This window comes from Streptomyces sp. NPDC088354, assembly GCF_044753585.1.
Lineage (GTDB): Bacteria > Actinomycetota > Actinomycetes > Streptomycetales > Streptomycetaceae > Actinacidiphila.
Map to the genome: position 1 here is coordinate 121,961 of NZ_JBIVNJ010000009.1, position 17,203 is coordinate 139,163.

A 17,203-nucleotide genomic window follows, 5' to 3' on the forward strand; every position below is an offset into this window, starting at 1 on the left:
CGGCCGCCGCACCCGGATGGCCGCCTCGGTCGGCTCGCAGAACGCGGCGAGCCACCGACCGGCAAGGCCGTGACGGCCGTCGGCGGCTTCGTCGGCAGGGAGCAGTTCCCGGCCCTCGCGGGGTTCCGGGCGTAGGTGGCACCGGGCCGGATCCACTGGTTCATCGCCTCGGGCGGCATGGGTGGCGGCGGCCGGGGCGGCAATGGCAAGGGCACCGCTGCGCGGATCGGCTCACGGGTCGAGGAGGACTCCGGTCCACGACCCCGGGCGGCGTGACCGTCCACGACCTGACCGACCCGAGCTGACCCGGGTCGTGGACGCGGGAAGGGCGGCGGCCCGGCGGCCGCCGCCCTTCCCCCGTGGGCAGGTCAGTCCTCGGAGGGCGCCAGCCGGGCCGGGAAGCCGCCCGTCGCCAGGGGCCCCCAGCGCTCGGGGGTCACCCGGACGAGCGACTTGCCCTGCTTGAGCATCGCGGCGCGGTACTCGTCCCAGTCCGGGTGCTCGCCGGCGATGTTGCGGTAGTACTCCACGAGCGGCTCGACCGACTCCGGCGGGTCGATCACCTCGGCGGTGCCGTCGATCTGGACCCAGGGCCCGTCCCACTCGTCGGAGAGCACGATCACGCTCGCTCGCGGGTCGCGGCGCGCGTTGCGGGTCTTGGCCCGCTCGGGGTACGTGGAGACCACAAGTCGCCCGGAGTCGTCGACGCCGCAGGTCACGGGGGAGCCCTGGGGGCGCCCGTCCGAGCGGGTGGTCAGCAGCAGCGCGCGGTGACGCGGTCGGACGAACTCCAGCAACTGATCGAGCTGCACGGCGGTGTTGGTCGCGATGTAGGCCATGACAGCAGCCTATGTCGCCGCCGGCTACAGGGCAGGGAGGGCGGTGCCCTGCACGGCCTGGATGTCGAGCTCGACCTTCACGGTGGTGCCGACGGCGACGATGCCGGCCTGCACGACCTGGTTGTAGTGCATGGCGAAGTCCTCCCGCCGCAGTTGCGCCGTCGCGCGGAAGGCGGCGCGCACCCCTCCCCACGGGTCGGGGCCGGTGCCCAGGTAGGCCAGGTCCAGGTCCACCGGGCGGGTCACGCCGCGCATGGCCAGCTCGCCGTGGACGGTCCAGCGGTCCTGGGCGGCCTGCTCCAGGGAGGTGCTGCGGTAGGTGACGCTGGGGTGCGCCGCCACGTCCAGGAAGTCGGCGGAGCGCAGGTGCGCGTCGCGGGTGCCGTTGCCGGTGTCGATGGACGCCGCGTCGATCACGGCCTGCACGCCGGAGTGCAGCGGCTGCTCGGCGATCTCGATGCTCGCCGCGAAGCCCGTGAAGCGGCCGTGCACGCTGGACAGCCCGAGGTGCTGGGCGACGGCGCGGATCTCGGAGTGCGCGGGGTCGACGGTCCACACACCCGGCGGGGGCAGTTCGACACCGCCGGAGCGGGCGAGCGTCAGCGTGCCGACATCGGCCGATCCCGAGGCGGTGACCAGGGCCGTCGCCGCCGTCGGGCGGTAGCCGACGGCCGTCACGATGACCGTGTACGCGCCCGGGGCCAGTGCGGCGGTGCGCACCGCGCCCTCGGCGTCCGCGGCCTCGCGGGCGATCTGCTGACCCGCCATGTCGGTGACCGTCAGCACGGCGTGCGGCACCGCCCAGCCGTCCTTGGTCCGCACCCGCCCCCGCAGGCCCGTCTTGCCGGTCGTGGTCATGCTCATCGCTCGCCTTCCGTCGCGTGTGTGTTCCCCGGGGGAGCGGGGCCCGGGACGTGCCCGGGCCCCCGCGGGAGCCACCCGGTGTGGTCCGGTCCTGGCAGCGCGGCCGTCCCCTGCCTGCGCCCTCCGGACCGGACCCGGGTTCCCCCGGCCGGCCGGTCCGCGCGTCTCCGCAGGCGCACGACCCGGCCGTTCTCGAGCGGGCCCGCTCACCCCTCGGGGTGGCCGAGCTCCACGTCGACGTCCTTGGCGCTCTCGTCGCCGACCGTGATGGTGGTCGCCACCGGCGGGAAGCCACTGGCTATGAGCGAGTACTCGCCCGCGTCCAGGTCGCCGAAGGCGTACGCGCCGTCGCCGCCGGTCGTGGCGGTGGCCACGACGTTGCCGGCGGCGTCCACGAGGGTGACGCGGGCCTCGGGCAGCGGCAGCCGGGTCGCGCCGCCGAGGACGGTGCCCTGGACCCGGGCGCCGAGCCGCAGCGCGACGTCGACGTGGGTCGGGCCGGTGCCGGCGACCTCGACGGGCAGGGCGACCGGCCGGAAGCCGGTGGCGTTGACCGCGAGGGTGAAGTCGCCCGCCGGGAGCTCGTCGAAGCCGAAGCCGCCGTCCTGCCCGGTGCCGCCGCTGGCCAGCACCTCGCCGCGGATGTCGGTGACGACGACCACGGCGCCGTGGACCGGGATGCCGTCCGCCTCGGAGGTGACGGTGCCGGTGAGGCCGCTGGTGCCGGCCAGGACCACGTCGTGGGCGACCGGTTCCTCGCCGACCACGACCGTGGCGGCCTGCGGCTGGTGGCCGTCGGCCGCGGCGATCAGGACGTACGAGCCGGCGCCGGGCGCGGTGAGCGCGTAGCCGCCGTCGGGGCCGGTGGCGGCCCGGCCGAGCTGCTTGCCGGTGAGGGAGATCAGCGTGAGCGTGGCGTGCCCGACGCCGGTGCCCTCGGAGTTGCGGACCTGGCCGTGGATCATGGGTCCCTCCTGGACGGGTACGGGAGCCGGTGCGGGTTCGGGGGCAGGGACGGGGGCGGCCTGCGGGACGCCGGCCGGGGCAACGGCCACCGGCTCCGGCGCGGCGGGCACGACGGCCGCCGGCTCCGGCCGTCCGGACACGCCGGCCGCCTGCTGCAGACCGCTCGACGTCCGCAGCGGCACCTCCTTGATGAAGAGCACCAGCAGCAGCGCGAGGAACGCGACCGGGGCCGCCACCAGGAAGACGTCGCCCGCGCCGTGGCCGTACGCGGTCTCGATGACGTGGCGGATCGGCGCCGGCAGCGACGCGAGGTCCGGGATGGCGCCGTCGGAGGAGCCGGTGGAGTCCACGCCCAGTGCGGACAGCCCGTCCGTGGTGTAGCGGGTGACCCGGTTGGCGAGCACCGCGCCCAGCGCGGAGACGCCGACCGCGCCGCCCAGGGTGCGGAAGAAGGTGACCATGGAGCTCGCCGCGCCGAGGTCGGCGGCGCCCACCTGGTTCTGCACGGCGAGGACGAGGTTCTGCATCACCATGCCGAGGCCCAGGCCCAGCAGCGCCATGAAGATCGCCATGTGCCAGTACACGGTGTCGTACCGCAGCGTGCCCAGCAGGCCCAGGCCCGCGGTGAGCAGCACGCTGCCGGAGACCAGGATCGCCTTCCAGCGGCCGGTCCTGGTGATGACCTGGCCGGAGACGGTGGAGGAGACGAACAGGCCGGCGATCAGCGGAATGGTCAGGACGCCGGACATGGTCGGCGACTTGCCGCGCGCCAGCTGGAAGTACTGGCTCAGGAAGACAGTTCCGCTGTACATCGCCAGGCCGACGAAGAGCGAGGCGGTCGAGGTCAGGCTGATCGTCTTGTTGCGGAACAGCCGCAGCGGCATGATCGGCTCGCGCGCGCGGGACTCGACCAGCACGAAGACCAGGCCGAGCAGCACCGCGCCGCCGGTCATGACCCAGGTCTGCCAGGAGATCCACTCGTACTTGTCGCCGGCGAAGGTGACCCAGACCAGCAGCAGGCTGACGGCGGCGGTGACGAACGTGGCGCCGGCCCAGTCGACCTTGGCCTGGCGCTTGACGACCGGCAGGTGCAGGGTCTTCTGCAGGACGACCAGCGCGAGGACCGCGAAGGGCACGCCGACGTAGAAGCACCAGCGCCAGCCGAGCCAGTCGGTGTCCACGATGACGCCGCCGAGCAGCGGGCCGCCGACGGTGCCGACCGCGAAGGCCGCGCCGAGGTAGCCGCTGTACCGGCCGCGCTCCCGCGGCGAGATCATCGCGGCCATGATGACCTGGGTCAGCGCGATCAGGCCGCCGACGCCGACACCCTGGATGATCCGGCAGGCGATCAGCATGCCCGCGTTCTGGGACACGCCCGCGATCAGCGAGCCGACCACGTAGATCACCAGCGCCAGCTGGACCAGCAACTTCTTGCTGAACAGGTCGGACAGCTTGCCCCACACCGGGGTGGTGGCCGTGGTGGTGAGCAGCGCGGCGGTGATGACCCACGTGTACGCGCTCTGACCACCGTGCAGATCGGAGATGATCTTCGGCAGCGCGTTGGAGACGATCGTGGAGGACAGGATCGCCACGAACAGGCCGAGGATCAGCCCGGTCAGGGCCTCCATGATCTGCCGGTGCGACATGGGGGCCGCGTGTCCGCTCTGGGCGTCGGTCCCCCGCACACCGGCAGGTGATGCGGTTGTTGCCATCGTCATCCTCTTCACATCGTGATCGTTTGCGTACGGGGGCGGCAGTCGGCGGTGAAGGCCGTGCGCAGCCGTTCCAGCAGCCGGCAGAGCTCCATGACGTCCTGGTCGGACCAGTCCCGCAGGTGGTCGGCGAGCGAGGCGGTGACTCCGTCCAGTGCGGCGCGGAGCATGTCCGTGCCGCCGGGGGTCAGCCGCAGCAGCCGGGACCGCCGGTCGTGCGGGTCGGGCAGCCGGTCGATCCAGCCGCGCTCCGCGAGGTGCGCGACATGGCGGCTGGTGACCGACATGTCGATGTCCAGCAGCTCCGCCAGCCGGCTCATCCGCAGTTCGCCGTGGCGGCTCACGACCGCGAGCACGCCCAGCGAGGCGGGCGGGCAGTTCGCCGGGCACGAGCGGCTGAGCTCGCGGGCCACGGCGGGAATGGCGCGCAGTTGGCCTGCGAGCTCCCCGTACAGCTCCTGCGATGCCATGGGGACCGCCGCCTTCTCTCCGGACTATTGGTTGCCTTGAGCAACCGTAATATTGATTGGTTGCTGCAGGCAAATTCTTATGGGTAAAAAGCTCCAAAAGGAACGGCCCGCCTCCGGTCAAGGAAGCGGGCCGTGCGACGAAAGGCGCAGGTCAGGCGGATGCCTCGGTGAGCAGCTCCAGCTCCTGGGCGGTCAGCTCCAGCTCCGCCGAGGCCAGCAGCGCCGGCAGCTGCTCCGGCGTCCGGGCGCTGGCGATCGGGGCCACGACCGTGGGACGGGACCGCAGCCAGGCCAGCGCCACGCTCGCCGGCTCCGCGCCGTGCGCCGCCGCCACCTCGTCCAGCGCCGCCAGCACACGCGGGCCGCGCGGGGACTCCAGATAGGCGCCGGCCGCGCCCGCGCGGGGGCTGTCCACCGCGACGCCGGGCCGGTACTTGCCGGTGAGGAAGCCGCGCGCCAGGCCGAAGTACGGGACCGAGGCCAGCCCGTGCGCCCGCACGACCTCGCGCAGCGGGCCCTCGTAGTCCCGCTCCACCAGGTTGTAGTGCTGCTGGAGCGCCACGTACTTCGCCAGGCCCTCCCGGGCGGAGAACTCCAGCGACGCGGTCAGCCGCTCCGGACTGATGTTGGACGCGGCGATGTACCGCACCTTGCCCTCGCGGACCAGGGCGTCCATCGCGCCGATGATCTCCTCGACCGGCGTCTCCACGTCGTCGAAGTGGGTGTAGTACAGGTCGATGTGGTCCGTGCCGAGCCGGCGCAGCGACTCCTCCGCCGCGGCCTTGATCGTCGCGGCCTTCAGGCCCTTGAAGTCCGGGTGGGAGCCGACCTTCGTGGCGACGACGATGTCGTCGCGCCGCCTGCGTTTGCCGAGCCAGCTGCCGATCAGCAGCTCGGACTCGCCGCCCCTGTGGCCGGGGACCCAGGACGAGTACGCGTCCGCGGTGTCGACGAAGTTGCCGCCGGCCGCCGTGTACGCGTCCAGTACGGCGAAGGAGGTCTCCTCGTCCGCCGTCCAGCCGAAGACGTTGCCACCGAGGGAGAGGGGGAAGACATCGAGTTCAGTGGTGCCGATGAGTGCCATGCAACGTGCGACACCGTTTCGACGGGCGGTATTCCCGTACCCGTTCCCCGGTTGTCCGGGCCCCAGGGGTGACCGGTGCGACAGGACTTCGCTAGGGTCCTGCACCATGACTACCCCTGACAACAATTACGACCCGGCCGGCAACACCCAGATGTTCCGTGCCTTCGTCGATGAGGAGCCCGCGCAGGTCCAGACCTCGGGCGGCAGCCGGACGGGACTGATCGTCGGCATCATCGCGGCCGTCGTGGTCGTGGCTGCCGTCGCCTGGTTCGCCCTGTCCTGACCCACCACCGGTGCCCGGGGCCCCCGGTCACCTGAACAGTGCCGCCAGTTCGACGCGGGAGCGCACGCCCAGCCTGCTGAAGATGTTCCGCAGGTGGTACTCGACGGTGCGCGTGCTGAGCACCAGCCGGTCGGCGATCTCCTGATTGGTGGCCCCCTGGGCCACCAGCTCGGAGATGCGGGTCTGCTGCGCGGTCAGCTCCCGTGCCCCGCCGGGTGCCCGGTCCACCGGTCCGACGCGGTCGCCCGCCGCCCGTAGTTCGGCGGTGGCCCGCTCGGCCCACGGGCGCGCGTCGAACTGCCGGAAGACCGCCAGCGCCTCGCGCAGCAGACCCCGCGCCTCGCCGGGGCGGCGCGTGCGGCGCAGCCGGGAGGCGTAGAACAGCTCGGTCTTGGCCAGTTCCAGGACGGTGTCGTCGTCCTGGTGCAGCCGCAGCGCCTCGCGGAAGTGCCCGACGGCCGCGGCGTCGTCCTCGGCCAGCAGGCCGTGGCAGCGATGGGCCTGCGCCAGTCGCAGCGTGCTGCGGTTGCCCGCCGCCCAGTCCTCGTAGCCGCGCAGCGCGCCCTCGGCCTTCGTGCGCTGCCCGCAGCGCACCGCCGCCTCGACGAAGTGCGGTGTGGCCAGCCCCCGGATCGCCAGGTTGACCTGCCCCGCCCCGGCGCGCATCCGCCCGAAGCGGGAGAGCGCGTCGGCCGGGCGGCCCGCGGCGAGGTCGGCGCAGGCCGACGCCCAGGAGTTGAACGCCTCGGGCCGGCCGAGACCGCGGGACGCAACCGCGTGCCCGGCGGCCCCCATCCGCGCCGCGGCCGTGGCGCTGTCGCCCTGCAGCGCCGCCAGCAGCGCCAGTACGGACAGATGGTCCACGGCCAGATTGCGCTGCCCGGTCTCCTGCGCGAGCCGTACGCCCTCCTCGGCGGCCTCCCCCGCCGCCGCGTAGCGGTCCAGCGCGAGCGCGCACAGCGCCTCGTACACCAGCGCCGCGGGCACCAGGGCGGTCGCGCCCTGGCGCCGCGCCCGGTGCGCGGCGGCCGAGGCGAGCGCCAGCGCCCGCCGCGCGTCCCCCAGGGTGTACGCCGCCTGGCTGGCCCAGATCGCCGATTCGGGGTCGCCGGCCGCCTCGGCCAGCCGGACCACCCGGCGCAGCGCCCAGTGGGCCTCCCGGTGCCGGCCGGCGAAGGTCGCGGCGAGGCCCGTGAAGTGGTCGAGGACCAGCCGCTGGGCGGGGGTCTCGTCGTCGCGGCGCATCGACCGCGCCCGCTCGGCGAGAGCGAAGTAGGCGGTGAAGTCGCCGGCCAGACAGCATGCTTCACCGGCCAGCATGAGCGCCCGCAGGGCGAGGGCGCGCTGGGCCTCGGGGAAGCGGCCGACGGCGCCGGTCAGTTCGCGGCAGGCCGCGGCGGGCACGCCGTCCCGCAGCTGGATCTCGCCCTGGACGAGCGCCCGCAGTGCCTCCGACGGAGCGGGGCCGCCGCCCGGTCCCGCGCGGCGCAGCAGTTCCCGTGCCCACCGGGTGTCCCCCGAGGTCCGCGCGTCGGCGGCGGCCGCGAGCAGCCAGCGGTCGCGGGTGGCGGGATGCGCGGTGGTACCGGCGCCGTGTTCCAGGGCTTCGGCCGCCGCGGCGTGGCCGCGGTCGCGGCGGGCGGCGGTGGCGGCCTCCTCCAGTTGCCGTTCGGCCGCCGGTGAGGGCCCGGTGGCGAGCGCGAGGCGGTGCAGGGCCCGGTAGAGCCGGGCGGAGCAGGGGTCCAGGACGGCGGCCAGCGTGGCGTGCGCCGCCGTGCGGTCGGCGGGGGAGAGCACCGCGGCCAGCGAGGCCCGCAGCAGCCGGCCCGGTACGGCCGTCGTGCCGTCCCGGGTGACCAGGAGCCCCGCGGCGTGGGCGCTGTCCAGGGCCCCGGCGTCCAGGCGCAGCCGGCGGGCGGCGGCCCGCAGCAGCGCGGCGGGCAGCGGGCCGCCGGCCACGACCAGCGACACCAGGGCGCGGGCGGCCGGGCTCAGCGCCCGGAAGCGGTCGCGGTGCCGCTTCCGCAAACTGCTGCCGGCCGGGAGCGCGGGCGGGTCCGGCAGCGGACCGGCGGCCGCGGCGTCGGCGAGGTCGGTCAGGGCGAGCGGATTGCCCCCGGCCAGGGTCAGCACGGTGGCGGCCACCGGGTCGGGCAGCGCTGTCGCGGACGGACGCCCCGCGAGCAGGCGACGCGCGGCGGCCGGGCCGAGCGGCCGCAGGCGCAGGTGGTCGACGCCCTCCAGCCCTGCGGCGGCCGGGTCCCCGTCGCCGTACGCGTCGGCAGCGAGCAGCAGCGCGCAGGACGTGCCGGTGAGCCGGCGCGCGGCCATGCCGAGCGCCCGCAGCGTCGGGGTGTCCAGCAGATGGGCGTCGTCCACGCACCACAGCAGCGGCGCCGGGGCGCACAGCGTGGCGGCCAGCCGGAACAGCGCCGTGCCCAGGGCGAGTTCGCCGTCCGGCGGGGGACGGCCGGCGAGCACCGCGGTGAGCACCGCCGCGTGCGCCGCGGCCAGCTCGGGGAGCCGCCCGGCGACCGGCAGCAGCATCCGCTGCAGCCCGGCGAGCGGGACGGCCGTCTCCGCGGGGGTGCCGGCGGTGCCCAGTACCGTGAACCCCGCGGCGGCCGCCGTCGCGGCGGCCGCGCCGAGCAGGGCGCTGCGCCCGGAACCGGGTTCCCCGGACAGCAGCAGGGCGCGGCCGCGGCCGGTCCGGGCCGCGTCCAGCAGGGCGGTCAGGGCGGCTCGTTCGCGTTCCCTGCCGTACAGCCCGGACGGCCACGCAGCGTCCGCACTCCGCTCGGCCTCCATGTCGCCAGTGTCGACTGGCCGGGTCGGGAGAGGGAAGAGATGTGCGCGATGTTCCGAACATGACAGAAATCGCGCGGCGGGACGGCCGGGAACGCCACTGGTGATTCCACCGGTCCGCCACGCGCCCGTCGCTCCGAGACTCCTGCCGACCCCCACACGACAAGGAGTTGTGATGCGACGCATCTGGGCCATCCTCCTCACCCTGGCCGCCGCGCTCGGCCTCGGCACCGTCGCCCTGCCGGGCACCGCGAACGCCGCCACCCACACCCCCGTGGTCTTCGTGCACGGCTACACCGGGAGCGCGAGCAACTGGGACTACGCGGAGTCGGTGTTCGTGAGCGCCGGCTACAGCCGCGGCGAGCTGTTCGCGTACGAGTACAACTGGAGCCAGTCCAACAAGACCAGCGCCGCCGGGCTGGCGAGCTACGTGCGCCAGGTGCTCTCCCGCACCGGCGCGACCAAGGTCGACATCGTCAACCACTCCATGGGCGGCCTGGTCACCCAGTGGTACCTCACCCAGCTCGGCGGCACCTCGTCGGTCCGCCGGGTCGCCTCCATCGCGGGCGCCAACCACGGCACCACGTACGCCTCGGCCTGCGTGATCTACACCTCGTGCGTGGAGATGCTCCCCGGCTCCGCCTTCGTCCGCACCATCAGCAGCGGTGACGAGACGCCCGGGGCCACGGTCTACGCGACCTGGTACTCGCCGTGCGACGGCATCATCATCCCCTACACCAGCACCCCGCTCAGCGGCGCCACCAACCACCTGGTCGCCTGCACGACGCACATCGGGTTCCTCTCCGACCTGAGCACGATCAGCGACATCCGCTCCTACCTCGCCGCCTGACAGGCGGTACCCCGGTGCGGTGGGACGGGCCCCGCGGGACCCGTCCCACCGCGGCGCCGCGTGCTGACGGGACCCGGACGGTGACGTCGCGGGTCCCGATCGTGGCCGACTCCAGGCCGAGCAGGCCGCCGACCTGGGTGCCGAGGACCGGCGTGCCCGTCGCGGCCGGACCGCGGGCCGGGAGGACCGGGCCCGCTCCCGCGCTGTCCCAGTGCGGCCCAGGGCGGCGAAGGCGCCGAGACGGACGACGGCCGCCGAGGGTGCGGCGAGCGCGCCCCGGCGACCGGTCGGTATGTGCACTGTCATGTCGGTGCGGTGACGAACCGTCAGTACGTGAGGAGCCGAACCGGCCAGGTCGTGGCGGCCGGTTCGGCAACTGCCTAGTGCTCCGCGGTGAGTCCCTCGCGCAGCTGCGCCAACGTGCGGGTCAGCAACCGGGAGACGTGCATCTGGGAGATGCCGACCTCCTCGCCGATCTGCGACTGGGTCATGTTGGCGAAGAAGCGGAGCATGATGATCCGCCGTTCCCTCGGGGGGAGTTGGGCGAGCAGCGGCTTGAGCGACTCGCGGTACTCCACGCCCTCCAGGGCGGCGTCCTCGTAGCCGAGCCGGTCGGCGAGCGAACCCTCGCCGCCGTCGTCCTCGGGCGGCGGGGAGTCCAGCGAGCTGGCGGTGTAGGCGTTGCCGACCGCGAGGCCGTCGACCACGTCCTCCTCCGACACGCCCAGCGCGACGGCGAGTTCGGCGACCGTGGGCGAGCGGTCCAGCTTCTGCGCGAGCTCGTCGCTGGTCTTGGTCAGCGCCAGCCGCAGTTCCTGCAGCCGGCGCGGCACCCGCACCGACCACGAGGTGTCGCGGAAGAAGCGCTTGACCTCGCCGACGATGGTGGGCATCGCGAAGGTCGGGAACTCCACACCGCGGTTGCAGTCGAAGCGGTCGATGGCCTTGATGAGACCGATCGTGCCGACCTGGACGATGTCCTCCATCGGCTCGTTGCGGCTGCGGAAGCGAGCCGCCGCGTACCGCACCAGCGGGAGGTTGAGTTCGATGAGCGTGTCCCGTACGTAGGCCCGCTCGGGGCTGTCGTCCGTCAGCTCGGAGAGCCGCAGGAACAGCGAGCGGGACAGCGTTCGGGTGTCGACGACGGCGGGTTCGGCGATGTCGAGGCTGTCGTCAGGAGCATCGTGCGGCGCTTCGGTGTTCAGCACCTTCGGACTGCCCACTTCTACGGACATGCCACCCCCTTGAGGTCGCGGACGGGTGTCGCGGGCGACGGTTCGTTCCTCCACTGGAATACCGGAGGCCGGACCGCGACAAACGCTGTTCCCGCAGAATGTCACATGTCGGCAACACGCTGTAGCGCCATGTCGACTTATTTCCGCAGGGAGGGTCGCTCGCAAAGGTTACGATTCGAGCTGATTTGCGGATCGCAGCCGAGCGAAGCTCCGGGACAGCAAACGCGACACATGCATCTGCGAAACCCCCAGTTCCGCACTGATCTGGGACTGGGTCAGGTTCCCGAAGTAGCGCAGCAGGAGAATCCGCCGCTCGCGCTCGGGCAGCTGCACCAGCAGGTGCCGCACGAGGTCGCGGTGCTCGACCCCGGTCAGCGCCGGGTCCTCGTAGCCGAGCCGGTCCAGCAGGCCCGGCGAGCCCTCCCCGCCCTCCTGGGCCGCCTCCAGCGAGGTCGCGTGGTACGCCCGCCCCGCCTCCAGGCAGGCCAGCACCTCGTCCTCGGACAGCTTCAGCCGCTCGGCGATCTCGGCGGTGGTCGGGGTGCGCCCGTGGGCCACCGTCAGATCCTCGATGGCGCCGCTGACCTGCACCCACAGCTCGTGCAGACGGCGCGGGACGTGCACGGTGCGGACGTTGTCCCTGAAGTAACGTTTGATCTCACCGACCACGGTCGGCATCGCGAAGGTCGGGAACTGCACGCCGCGTTCCGGGTCGAACCGGTCGATCGCGTTGATCAGCCCGATGGTGCCGACCTGGACGACGTCCTCCATCGGCTCGTTCCGGCTGCGGAAGCGCGCCGCCGCGTAGCGCACCAGCGGCAGGTTGACCTCGATGAGGGCGGCCCGCACCCGTGCGTGGTCCGGGGTCCCCGGCTCCAGCCCGGTCAGTTCCTCGAACAGCACCTGGGTCAGTGCCCGGGCCTCGATCGCGTTGGTGTTGGTGGTCCCGGAGCGGGTCCCGCCGGGCCGGCCGACCTGCCGGGCCTGGCCGTCCTGGGGCTCCGGGGCGTCCTGGGCGGCGTGACCGTCAGGGCCTTCCCCGGCCCCGGGGCCCTCGTGGGCGTCCGGGCCGACGGTGCCGTCGGCGCCGGGAGCGGCGTTGCCGGGGGCCCGCCCCTCGTGGCCGTCCGCGGCCTCGCGGGCGCTGTGGATCCTGCCGTCCCGGCCGCCGCCTCCCTCACCCCGGGTGTCCTCGGTTGTACCGGTCCCGCTGTCGTCGCCGGGAATTGCTGGTGACGCCGTACGGGCCGACACGGGCATGCCACTCCTCATCGGTCCACTCATCCGGCAAAAGCGGTCATAGCATCACAATTCATGTGCACTGTGTGCAAGCGAGGCGCGGTGCTAGACGAAAAAGCCCTCCGCCCGGCGGGCGAAGGGCTGTTCGGGACCGGGGCCGGCGGGGGCCGTCACTCGAACACGTAGTCCGCGACCACCCACGTGGCGAATTCGTGCCACAGGGCCACTCCTGCCTGGTGGGCGGGGTGCCAGAGGTAGGCGCCGAGGTCGCTCTCGTTGGCGACCGAGGCGTTGAGGGCGAAGTCGTAGGCGATGGGGCGCGACGAGATGTTCCAGCCGAGTTCCCAGGAGACGAGTTCCGGGACCAGGTCGCCGAGCTCCTCGAAGGCGCGCACGCCGGCCACCACTCGTGGGTCGTCCCGCTCGACGCCCTCGTTGAGCTTGAAAAGGACCAGGTGGCGAATCACGGCGCTGACTCCTCGGGGTCGCGGCCGATCAGTTGATCAGCGCGGTCATGAACTCACCGACGCCCTTGGCGGCGTCCGATATGCCCTGGAAGCCTACCTGTACAAGATCAGCAGCACGCCCGGGCGACGTGATGATCGTATAGAGCACGAAGACCACGAGGACGTACATGGTGACTTTCTTCGCCTGCGCCATGGCTGGAGTGTATCCACCGAATGGGCTAATCAGGCGGTCTCATCTGCCCTCGCTCCCGGCTCTTGCCCGCCGCTCGCGGAACGCGGCCGCGGCACCTCGCGGACGGTGGGAAACGGCCTTCCCGAGGCCTTTCCGCGCCCTGCCGGGACGGCCGTGCGCGGGGCCCGCGCTTCCCCGGCGCACCCGCTGCCGACGGGCTGTCAGATCCCGCCGCGGAGGGCGGGTCGGTGCGTGGTCACCCGGATGCGGACGCCCGGTGGCCCGGACCTTCCCCCGCTCATACGGTGCGTAATTGACTGATCACCACACAGAAGTGCGCCTCGTCCCCCCACGACCGCGCTCCCCAGCGGAGGTTTCCTTGACCGTGCGTCACATATCCCGGCGCTTGTCCCTCCCCCGCGTCGCGGCCGCCGTCGTCGCCCCGGCGCTGCTCGCGCTCGGGCTCCCCGCCGTCCTGCCGGCCGCGGCCGCCGGAGCCGGCGCCCCCGTCCTTCCGCTGACGCTGCAGAGGACCGTGACGACGGCCGGTGACGGCTTCGCCCACGCCGGCGGCGGCAGTGGCACCGGCTCGCGGCTCGCGGCGGCACCTCCGGAGGGCAGCACGCTCGACGCGGGCGTCGTCTTCTTCTCCTCCGACAGCCCTCCCGTCGACCCGGCCGGCGACGCCAGCCCCTACCGCTTCGGCGACGGACAGACGTCCGTGACCCTCCCCGACGCCGACGTCACCACCACGACCGTGGGCCGCCGCACCATCGCCGTGGCCCAGTTGCCGGCCGTCTTCGCCGGCCGCGCCGCCGACACCACGTTCACCGGAACGATCGACGGCGGCTCCGCGACCCGCTGGCGGCTCGCCGCCACGTACACCGGGGGCGCCGCCCAGGGCGCGGTGCCGAAGCGGGTGGTGCTTGTCGCCGGTCCCAGCGCCCTGGTGGACGGCGGTGACACCCCGCGCGCCGCGTCGCCCCAGATCGCGGCGGGCGCGGCCAGGACCGTACGGGTCGGCGGGCTGCTCGACGATGCCGTCGGCACCGGGGCCGCCCCGGTCGGGGTCCGGGTCGACAGCGGCGCGACCAGGGGGTCGCCGGTGGCCATCGGCGCAGGTGAGTTCGCCGCCGTCGGCGACAGCGCCTGGCAGCCGGGGGCGACCGCCGTGGACGGCCGGTTCGCCGGCGGCAAGGGTGCCGCGGGGATCGCCCTCGGCTACGGCTTCAGCTACCCGCAGGCCGCCCAGCCGGAGTTCAGGACGTCGAGCATCACCGACGTCGACGGCGGCGACCTGGCCCCCGGCGACGCGGTCGCGGTCTCGCGCTCCGTGGTGAACACCGGCGGAGCCCCGGCGACGGGCGTCGTCCTCACCGACACCCTCACCGACCTCACCGGCGTGACGGACGTCCGGGTCGACGGCGCCCCGCCGGCGCCGGACACGGTCACCGTCACGGCGTCCTCGGTCACCGTGCGGCTCGGCACCGGAGCAGGCGCCGCCTCCGGTGGCACCCTCGCCGCCGGGGAGACCGTGACCCTGTCCTACACGGCGCGGGTGGCCGCGGCCCCGTCCGGTCCGACCGCCACCTCCTCGGTCACGGTGGCCTTCGGCAACGGGGCGGCCGGACCCAGCGACCTGAGCCTGGGCATCGCCACGCCCGCCCTCACCCTGAGCCCGGCGAGCCTGGACTTCGGCAGCCGGCCGGTGAACACCACCAGCGCGGCCCGGACGTTCACGCTCACCAACCACGGCGGCACGGCCCGGACCGTGAACGGAGTGTCCCTGTCCGGAGCGGACGCGGCGGACTTCGCGCTCGGCGCCGGCACCTGCACGGGCAGCCTCCCGCCGCGGGCCCGCTGCACGGTCCGTGTGACCTTCCGGCCCACGGCGACCGGCGCGCGCACCGCCGCGCTGGACGTGGACACCTCCGCGGGCCCGCGCGGCGCGGCCCTGGCCGGCGTCGGTGTCGCCGGCACGAGCAGCGCCGACGTGCAGATCACCCTCAGCGCGCCGGAGGCCGTCGCGCCGCGCGGCCCCCTCACGTACACGGTGCGGGTGGTCAACAACGGCCCGGACACCGCCACCGGCGTGGCCGCCACGCTGGAGCTCCTCGGCCCCGGACCGCGCTTCGAGGACGACCCGCGGCCCGGTCCCGGCTCGATCCCGGACATCACCTGGTGGGGGGCGAGCACCCGCGCGCCCGGCGGTGTGCGGTTCCTCAGCGGTGGCGGGCCGCACCCGTCCATCCAGCGGGTCGTGTGGACCATCGGTGATCTCGCCCCCGGCCGGACGGCGACCTTCGAGGTCGACCTGACCGCGCCGTCCGGTCTCGGCCGGATCACCTCGACGGCCCGGGCCGTCACCACCACCCTCGACCCCGAGCCCGACAACAACATCGCCACCGTCGCCCCCCGGGTGACGCGGGACGACGAGGACTGACGATGACTGACGAGGACTGACGGGGACCGACGACGACCGATCCGTCCGGGGAGCGGATACGACGAGGGGCCCGGCAGCCGAAGCTGCCGGGCCCCTCGTTCTCCTGCTCAGAGCGGTAGCGGTGGGATTTGAACCCACGGAGGAGTTGCCCCCTCACACGCTTTCGAGGCGTGCTCCTTAGGCCGCTCGGACACGCTACCGAGGGAGAGCTTAGCGGACGTCCGGGTGTGCTCCGAAATCGTTTGTGCGAAAGAAGCGGGTGAGCAGGTCACCGCACTCCTCCGCGAGCACCCCGGAGATCACTTCAGGGCGGTGGTTCAGGCGCCGGTCGCGGACCAGGTCCCACAGCGAACCGGCCGCGCCCGCCTTCTCGTCGAGGGCGCCGTAGACGACTCGGTCCAGCCGGGACAGGACCACGGCGCCCGCGCACATGGTGCAGGGCTCCAGGGTCACCACCAGCGTGCAGCCGCCGAGCCGCCAGGAACCGGCCGTCCTGGCGGCCTCACGGATCGCGATGACCTCCGCGTGGGCGGTCGGGTCGCCGACCGCCTCCCGCTCGTTGCGGCCCCGGCCGATGACCGTGCCGTCCGCGGACAGCACGACCGCGCCCACCGGCACGTCGCCGGTGCGCGGGGCGAGCGTCGCTTCGTGCAGAGCGAGCCGCATGGGCCCGGCCCAGGGGTCGCGGATCGGGTCGGTCAGCGGACCGCCTCCAGTACGTCCGCACAGCCCAGGGAGTCGGCGATCTCGCCGAGGGCCTCGCCCGTCAGCGCGCCGTCGCCGCTGAGCGCCAGCAGTTCCTTGTCGCTCATCCCCAGGTCCACGAGCAGCTCGGCGTCGCCGAGCGGGCCCACGGGCACGTGCACCTCCGTCGGCCCCGGCACCACGTCGTCGTCGAGTTCCTCGCTGTCACCCTCCTCGGTGCCGTCGAGGTCGACGATCTCGTCCAGGTCCTCCGGGTCGCGGCCGAGCAGCTCGTCGGTGAGCAGGATCTCTCCGTAGGAGCTGCGGGCCGCCGCGGCGGCGTCGGACACGTAGATCCGGGGGTCCTCCTCACCGTCGACGCGGACGACGCCGAACCAGGCGTCCTCCTGCTCGATGAAGACCAGGACCGTATCTTCCTCGGTCGAGGCGGAGCGGGCCACCTCGGTCAGGTCGCCGAGGGTTTCCACATCGTCGAGATCGGTCTCGCGCGCTTCCCAACCGTCCTCGGTGCGCGCGAGCAGTGCGGCGAAATACACCGTGACTCTCCCACAGGTCTCAGGCCGTCCGGACTTTCGGGCGGGAGCCGGATGATCAGCTCGGGGGTCCCCGCCCACACTCGGCATCGTGGCAGAAACCTCGGCTTTGCGAAGGGTCTTCCGCGCGTGCCGCGTGCCAGGGCTTCCGGCTTTTTCCCTGCGGCGGCCTGCGGGGACCCGCGGGAACCCTTCCGGCGCGGGCGGTTCGCCCGTCCCGGTGGCCTACCAGCGGAAGGTGCGCATCCGCATCTGCTGGCGCGCCCGCGCCGCGCGCGCCCTGCGCGGCTGCACCCGGTCGCGGAGCTCCTTGGCCTCGTTCAGTTCGCGCAGGAACATCGCCCGCCGCCTTCTGCGCTCGGCATCGCGCTCCTGCTGCGTACGGGCGTCGCTCGCGTCGGCGCCACCATTGTCGTGCTCCGCCATGGGGCACCACCTCAAGTGATCCGCGGGGCCCGGTCGGGACAGTCCGGGCGTAGGGGCTCGCCTTCCCCTTCCAGTGTGGTTTCAAAGCCGCCCCTTGCACAGCGGCTCCG

Annotated in this window: 16 protein-coding genes and 1 tRNA gene; 3 read left to right on the forward strand and 14 right to left on the reverse strand. The window is 73.6% G+C overall.

Going from position 1 to position 17,203, the window contains the following annotated elements:
* Window positions 1-368: 368 nt before the first annotated feature.
* From ACIP98_RS16385 to ACIP98_RS16405, 5 genes are all read right to left on the reverse strand, one after another.
* Window positions 369-839 (reverse strand): PPOX class F420-dependent oxidoreductase, encoded by a 471-nt coding sequence (locus tag ACIP98_RS16385; protein ID WP_319663789.1) that lies wholly within the window; start codon window positions 837-839, stop codon window positions 369-371.
* A gap of 24 nt (window positions 840-863) precedes the next feature.
* Window positions 864-1,697, reverse strand: a complete 834-nt coding sequence (locus tag ACIP98_RS16390) for a YceI family protein (protein ID WP_401976580.1) — start codon at window positions 1,695-1,697, stop codon at window positions 864-866.
* 212 nt (window positions 1,698-1,909) lie between these two features.
* The gene (locus tag ACIP98_RS16395; protein WP_401976416.1) at window positions 1,910-4,381 is read right to left on the reverse strand and encodes an MFS transporter; all 2,472 of its coding nucleotides are present in this window, start codon (window positions 4,379-4,381) and stop codon (window positions 1,910-1,912) included.
* An 11-nt stretch (window positions 4,382-4,392) separates the two neighbouring features.
* Window positions 4,393-4,851, reverse strand: coding sequence for a MarR family transcriptional regulator (locus ACIP98_RS16400; RefSeq protein WP_319663792.1), 459 nt, complete (start codon window positions 4,849-4,851; stop codon window positions 4,393-4,395).
* Window positions 4,852-5,002: 151 nt separating this feature from the next.
* Window positions 5,003-5,935, reverse strand: a complete 933-nt coding sequence (locus tag ACIP98_RS16405; RefSeq protein ID WP_401976418.1) for an aldo/keto reductase — start codon at window positions 5,933-5,935, stop codon at window positions 5,003-5,005.
* A 106-nt stretch (window positions 5,936-6,041) separates the two neighbouring features.
* On the opposite strand from ACIP98_RS16405, the gene ACIP98_RS16410 reads away from it, so the two are divergent.
* On the forward strand, window positions 6,042-6,218 hold the full coding sequence (locus ACIP98_RS16410; protein WP_319663794.1) for a hypothetical protein: 177 nt from the start codon (window positions 6,042-6,044) through the stop codon (window positions 6,216-6,218).
* Window positions 6,219-6,245: 27 nt separating this feature from the next.
* On the opposite strand, the gene ACIP98_RS16415 is transcribed toward ACIP98_RS16410, so the two are convergent.
* Window positions 6,246-9,026 (reverse strand): AAA family ATPase, encoded by a 2,781-nt coding sequence (locus tag ACIP98_RS16415; protein ID WP_401976421.1) that lies wholly within the window; start codon window positions 9,024-9,026, stop codon window positions 6,246-6,248.
* Between the two features lie 172 nt (window positions 9,027-9,198).
* Here ACIP98_RS16415 and ACIP98_RS16420 point away from each other — a divergent pair, with 172 nt between their 5' ends.
* Entirely contained in the window at window positions 9,199-9,873 is a 675-nt protein-coding gene (locus ACIP98_RS16420) for an alpha/beta fold hydrolase (protein WP_319663798.1), read from the forward strand.
* A gap of 380 nt (window positions 9,874-10,253) precedes the next feature.
* Here ACIP98_RS16420 and ACIP98_RS16425 read toward each other — a convergent pair whose 3' ends face one another.
* The 4 genes from ACIP98_RS16425 to ACIP98_RS16440 form a co-directional block, all read right to left on the reverse strand.
* The gene (locus ACIP98_RS16425; protein ID WP_319663801.1) at window positions 10,254-11,108 is read right to left on the reverse strand and encodes an RNA polymerase sigma factor SigF; all 855 of its coding nucleotides are present in this window, start codon (window positions 11,106-11,108) and stop codon (window positions 10,254-10,256) included.
* 168 nt (window positions 11,109-11,276) lie between these two features.
* Window positions 11,277-12,260 carry a SigB/SigF/SigG family RNA polymerase sigma factor gene (locus ACIP98_RS16430; RefSeq protein ID WP_401976581.1) on the reverse strand — a complete coding sequence of 328 codons (984 nt, stop codon included), beginning with the start codon at window positions 12,258-12,260 and terminating at the stop codon, window positions 11,277-11,279.
* Window positions 12,261-12,517: 257 nt separating this feature from the next.
* Window positions 12,518-12,814: a Dabb family protein gene (locus tag ACIP98_RS16435; protein WP_319663803.1), complete on the reverse strand. Its 297-nt coding sequence runs from the start codon at window positions 12,812-12,814 to the stop codon at window positions 12,518-12,520.
* 28 nt (window positions 12,815-12,842) lie between these two features.
* Complete coding sequence (locus ACIP98_RS16440; RefSeq protein WP_319663804.1) at window positions 12,843-13,007, reverse strand: hypothetical protein; 165 nt, start codon at window positions 13,005-13,007, stop codon at window positions 12,843-12,845.
* 385 nt (window positions 13,008-13,392) lie between these two features.
* On the opposite strand from ACIP98_RS16440, the gene ACIP98_RS16445 reads away from it, so the two are divergent.
* Window positions 13,393-15,429, forward strand: a complete 2,037-nt coding sequence (locus tag ACIP98_RS16445) for a choice-of-anchor D domain-containing protein (RefSeq protein WP_401976425.1) — start codon at window positions 13,393-13,395, stop codon at window positions 15,427-15,429.
* A gap of 113 nt (window positions 15,430-15,542) precedes the next feature.
* Here ACIP98_RS16445 and ACIP98_RS16450 read toward each other — a convergent pair.
* From ACIP98_RS16450 to ACIP98_RS16465, 4 genes are all read right to left on the reverse strand, one after another.
* A tRNA-Ser gene (locus ACIP98_RS16450) sits at window positions 15,543-15,629 on the reverse strand.
* A gap of 10 nt (window positions 15,630-15,639) precedes the next feature.
* Complete coding sequence (gene tadA, locus ACIP98_RS16455) at window positions 15,640-16,095, reverse strand: tRNA adenosine(34) deaminase TadA (RefSeq protein WP_319663807.1); 456 nt, start codon at window positions 16,093-16,095, stop codon at window positions 15,640-15,642.
* 32 nt (window positions 16,096-16,127) lie between these two features.
* Window positions 16,128-16,670 (reverse strand): tRNA adenosine deaminase-associated protein, encoded by a 543-nt coding sequence (locus ACIP98_RS16460; RefSeq protein WP_319663808.1) that lies wholly within the window; start codon window positions 16,668-16,670, stop codon window positions 16,128-16,130.
* Between the two features lie 222 nt (window positions 16,671-16,892).
* Window positions 16,893-17,093, reverse strand: coding sequence for a hypothetical protein (locus ACIP98_RS16465; protein ID WP_401976428.1), 201 nt, complete (start codon window positions 17,091-17,093; stop codon window positions 16,893-16,895).
* Window positions 17,094-17,203 lie beyond the last annotated feature (110 nt).

Coding starts and splice junctions, on each gene's coding strand:
- ACIP98_RS16410 (WP_319663794.1), top strand. CDS start 6,042: ATGACTACCCCTGACAACAATTACGACCCGGCCGGCAACACCCAGATG.
- ACIP98_RS16465 (WP_401976428.1), bottom strand. CDS start 17,093: ATGGCGGAGCACGACAATGGTGGCGCCGACGCGAGCGACGCCCGTACG.
- ACIP98_RS16425 (WP_319663801.1), bottom strand. CDS start 11,108: ATGTCCGTAGAAGTGGGCAGTCCGAAGGTGCTGAACACCGAAGCGCCG.
- ACIP98_RS16420 (WP_319663798.1), top strand. CDS start 9,199: ATGCGACGCATCTGGGCCATCCTCCTCACCCTGGCCGCCGCGCTCGGC.
- ACIP98_RS16415 (WP_401976421.1), bottom strand. CDS start 9,026: ATGGAGGCCGAGCGGAGTGCGGACGCTGCGTGGCCGTCCGGGCTGTAC.
- ACIP98_RS16400 (WP_319663792.1), bottom strand. CDS start 4,851: ATGGCATCGCAGGAGCTGTACGGGGAGCTCGCAGGCCAACTGCGCGCC.
- tadA (WP_319663807.1), bottom strand. CDS start 16,095: ATGCGGCTCGCTCTGCACGAAGCGACGCTCGCCCCGCGCACCGGCGAC.
- ACIP98_RS16385 (WP_319663789.1), bottom strand. CDS start 839: ATGGCCTACATCGCGACCAACACCGCCGTGCAGCTCGATCAGTTGCTG.
- ACIP98_RS16405 (WP_401976418.1), bottom strand. CDS start 5,935: ATGGCACTCATCGGCACCACTGAACTCGATGTCTTCCCCCTCTCCCTC.
- ACIP98_RS16440 (WP_319663804.1), bottom strand. CDS start 13,007: ATGGCGCAGGCGAAGAAAGTCACCATGTACGTCCTCGTGGTCTTCGTG.
- ACIP98_RS16390 (WP_401976580.1), bottom strand. CDS start 1,697: ATGACCACGACCGGCAAGACGGGCCTGCGGGGGCGGGTGCGGACCAAG.
- ACIP98_RS16395 (WP_401976416.1), bottom strand. CDS start 4,381: ATGGCAACAACCGCATCACCTGCCGGTGTGCGGGGGACCGACGCCCAG.